The sequence below is a fragment of the uncultured Cyclobacterium sp. genome (assembly GCF_963976465.1).
Lineage (GTDB): Bacteria > Bacteroidota > Bacteroidia > Cytophagales > Cyclobacteriaceae > Cyclobacterium.
Map to the genome: position 1 here is coordinate 1 of NZ_CAXBOC010000509.1, position 3851 is coordinate 3851.

Sequence of the window (3851 nt, forward strand, 5' to 3'; positions counted from 1 at the left end):
GAGAAATTTTATTCCATCAATATTTTTAAATAGCTTGTCTTCACCTGCTTGTTCCAGGGTTTCTACACCCACTTGTTCCAAACCTTCCTTGTCCCCTTTCAGGTAAAGCTGCTTCATTTGCTTAACAAAGGATTTGTAGGGATTAGGTTTAGCGAAACCTAATTCTTCTACAAAAGCTTGCTTCATGATTTCCACATTCCGGTTTTCACAGAACACCAAAGGTACTACCAGCCAATAATTGGCAGTCCCTACCTGTCCGTCAGGTCTATGGTAACCATCAAAAGTTCTGTCTTTCCATTTGCTTACATCTGGTGCATCCCACTTAAAATCTTTGCGTTTTCCTGTATAGGTAGCCGTTTGATGGGCTAAGTTAGCGGTAGTAATGACTTCTCCCGACGCTATCGGAGATAAGGCCTTTCCTACAATAATCCCATACATATACACCTGCTCACCCTGATCCAGGTCGGAAATGGTGAATTTGTGTTTGGCAGAAACACTATTTTTTAATTTAATTTCATTGTTTTCAAATTGGATAATTTCTCCTTTTTTAAGGTCGGTTAAAGCAACCAAAACGTTGTCGTCAGGATGAATTCGTAAAACTTTATGCACCATTTCAATTATTTGATTATCTTGAGCAATCGATTGCACAATTTATAAATAAATTAAAAGAAAAGAGGCTCAGGGCTTCTTTTTTTTTAATTCCCCATTAATTTTGACAGTTAATTATTGGATTTTCAATTTTAATCCAGTTTGAAAAGTGTAGGGCACGGAAAGGTTGGTAATGACATGCATCGTAAACTTAGAAAAGTGCTTTTTGATAAAAAGGCTCGCTAAAACATTATTAGTCAGTGAATAGATAAATAGGTTGAAACGATTAACATTACCGTCTATATTATTAATAGGGAGATAATGTGCTTGAATTATTGTAATAAAAGTTAATTCACATAATTTTAAGAAGTAAAATAATAAAAACCCAAATAAGATTGCTATTCATATGCTGAAATCTAAAATGACAAATTTCCCAATCTACCTCAGTATGCTGTTCTTGGCGGCCCTACTGGTGAGCTGCTCAAAACCCGGAGGGGTTAGGGTATTAAAGCTCGGGCATGGATTGGATACCAGCCATCCTGTTCATGCGGCCATGCTCTATTTAGCAGAAAAAGCCGAAGAAAAATCCAATGGAAAAATGATTGTACAAGTTTATCCCAACCAACAATTAGGTACGGAAAGGGAACTTGTGGAGTTACTTCAAATAGGTAGCTTGGCCATGACAAAGGTATCTACTGCCGCTATGGAGGGATTTGCTCCTGAAATCAAAATATTGGGACAACCTTATTTATTCAAGGATGATGCCCAACAAGCTAGGGTATTGGAGGGTCCCATTGGGAAGCAGCTTTTGGCTGCCGGAGAGAAATACTGGTTGAAAGGCTTGTGTTTTTATGATGGTGGTAAACGAAGCTTTTATACCAAAGACAAACCGGTAATGGTTCCTCAAGACATAGAAGGATTGAAGATTAGGGTTATGGAAAGCCCTACTGCTGTAAATATGGTACAGAGTTTTGGTGGTTCTCCCACTCCCGTTTCCTTCGGTGAGCTTTATACGGCATTACAGCAAGGAATTGTGGATGGGGCAGAAAATAACCCGCCTAGCTTTGTAACTTCACGCCATTATGAAGTATGTAAATATTATTCATTAAATGAACATACGGCTATTCCCGATATGATGATTGTAAGTACCAAAGTTTGGGACCTGTTATCCGATGAGGAAAAAACATGGTTGCAAGAGGCTGCGGATGAATCGGCGGTTTACCAATACAAATTATGGGAGGAATCTGTTGCTGAGTCAATGAAGATTCTAGAGGAAGCCGGTGTGGAGGTTTTGTACCCAGACAAAGAGCCTTTTAGAAAAGAGGCAGAGAAGGTCTATGAATTGATGAAAGAATCGGATCCGGAAATGTATAAATTGGTACAAGAAATCAGAAAATATTAAGCGATGGTCAGTTTTAAATCAAAATTAGATAAAATTGTAGGGGTCATGCTTATGGTCATCATGGCTGTAATGGTGCTGAACGTAACCTGGCAGGTTTTTTCCAGGTATGTAATCCAATCTCCAAGTTCGTTTACAGATGAACTTTCAAGGTATTTATTGGTGTGGCTAGGCATGCTTGGTGCTGCTTACGTGGCCGGACAAGGCAATCACCTGGCGATCGATATACTGCCAACCAAACTTACAGGCGAAGCCAAAAGAAAATTATTGATGGTCATCAATGTGGTAATTATATTATTTGTAATTCCTGTGATGATCATGGGAGGGACCAACCTGGTTTATATAACTTTTATTTTGGAACAAAAATCCGCTACCCTTCAATTGCCATTGGCCTATGTATATATGATGATCCCTTTTTCAGGGTTATTGGTGCTTTTTTACCAACTGGTAGACCTTAAAATATTAATGAACCAAAAAGATTCCCAAAATAGCTAAACCATGGAAGAATATTTAAGCATACTTATACTGATTGTTAGTTTTATTATTCTGATGGGCATTGGGGTGCCCGTTGCTTGGGCCCTAGGCTTTTCAAGTTTTCTTACCCTTACGGTAACCATTGCCTCAGTTCCTTCTGCCACCACCATTGCCCAAAGAATGGGAGTGGGCTTGGATAGCTTTGCCCTACTTGCCATTCCGTTTTTTATTCTGGCAGGCGAAATAATGAACAAAGGAGGAATAGCCAATCGGCTCATTGATTTGGCCAAGGCCATGACAGGAAGACTTCCGGGTGGCTTATTGTACGTGAATGTAATCGCAGCTATGTTGTTTGGTGCCATTGCAGGATCTGCTGCTGCAGCTGCTTCTGCCATAGGTGGAATATTGGGCCCAAGAATGGAAAAAGAAGGTTATCCTAGAGAACTTGGTGCCTCAGTAAATATTACTGCCTCTACCACCGGTTTGATCATTCCTCCTTCCAATGTCCTAATCGTTTATTCTTTGGCTAGTGGAGGCGTTTCTATCGCCGCTTTATTTATCGCAGGTTATATCCCCGGCTTGTTAATAGGCATGTTTCTGATGATTACGGCAGCGATTTTTATCAAAAAGCACAAGCTTAAACCAGGTGAGCCCACTAGTATAAAAGAATTGGCTTCTAAGTTTTTAGCAGCGTTTCCAAGCTTAATGCTATTGGTAGTGGTGATTGGAGGGATCGTTATTGGTGTATTTACAGCTACAGAAGCCTCCGCAATTGCCGTTGTTTACACCTTGGTCTTGTCTTTTATTTATGGTGAAATAAAGTTAAAAAATCTTCCGGCCATCTTATTGAAAAGCTCAGAAACCACGGCCATAGTGATGTTACTTATCGCTACTTCAATGAGTATGTCTTGGGCAATGTCTAGCGAAAATATCCCTCAGTCAATAAGCTCAGCTTTATTGGCCTTAAGTGATAATAAGTTTGTAATATTAATAATGATTAATTTAATCTTACTCTTTGTTGGAACCTTTATGGACATGACTCCGGCAGTTTTGATCTTTACACCAATCTTTTTGCCTGCAGTGGTAACTTTGGGAATAGACCCTGTTCACTTTGGTATCATGATGGTGTTGAATTTATGTATTGGGGTTTGTACACCTCCAGTTGGTTCAGTATTATTTATAGGGGTAGGAGTGGCCAAAACAACCATCGCCAAAGTTTTCTTCCCCTTACTCCCCTTCTTTTTGGCCATGTTATTAGGGCTACTAATAATCACATTGGTGCCGGAGCTTACCCTTTGGTTGCCATCTGTGTTTGGTTTGTAAACATTTATTTCCATTAATATTTGGCTCCTCATCCATTTAGGTTGAGGAGTTTTTTTTTGCCCCTACC

The 3851-nt window shown here is 39.6% G+C and carries 4 protein-coding genes; 3 read left to right on the plus strand and 1 reads right to left on the minus strand.

Translation table 11 applies throughout. From position 1 onward, the window contains the following. The coding region (locus tag AAC037_RS21270) for an SAF domain-containing protein (RefSeq protein WP_339905457.1) at positions 1 to 612 on the minus strand (612 nt) is incomplete at its 3' end. Between the two features lie 382 nt (positions 613 to 994). Here AAC037_RS21270 and AAC037_RS21275 point away from each other — a divergent pair. The 3 genes from AAC037_RS21275 to AAC037_RS21285 are packed head-to-tail and all read left to right on the plus strand — an operon-like array spanning position 995 to position 3784. Beyond that, a complete protein-coding gene (locus AAC037_RS21275; protein ID WP_339905459.1) occupies positions 995 to 1990 on the plus strand; it encodes a TRAP transporter substrate-binding protein in 996 nt (331 codons plus the stop codon). A 3-nt stretch (positions 1991 to 1993) separates the two neighbouring features. Next, the gene (locus tag AAC037_RS21280; protein WP_303614194.1) at positions 1994 to 2482 is read left to right on the plus strand and encodes a TRAP transporter small permease; all 489 of its coding nucleotides are present in this window, start codon (positions 1994 to 1996) and stop codon (positions 2480 to 2482) included. Positions 2483 to 2485: 3 nt separating this feature from the next. Then, positions 2486 to 3784, plus strand: coding sequence for a TRAP transporter large permease subunit (locus AAC037_RS21285; RefSeq protein ID WP_339905461.1), 1299 nt, complete (start codon positions 2486 to 2488; stop codon positions 3782 to 3784). Positions 3785 to 3851: the final 67 nt, after the last annotated feature.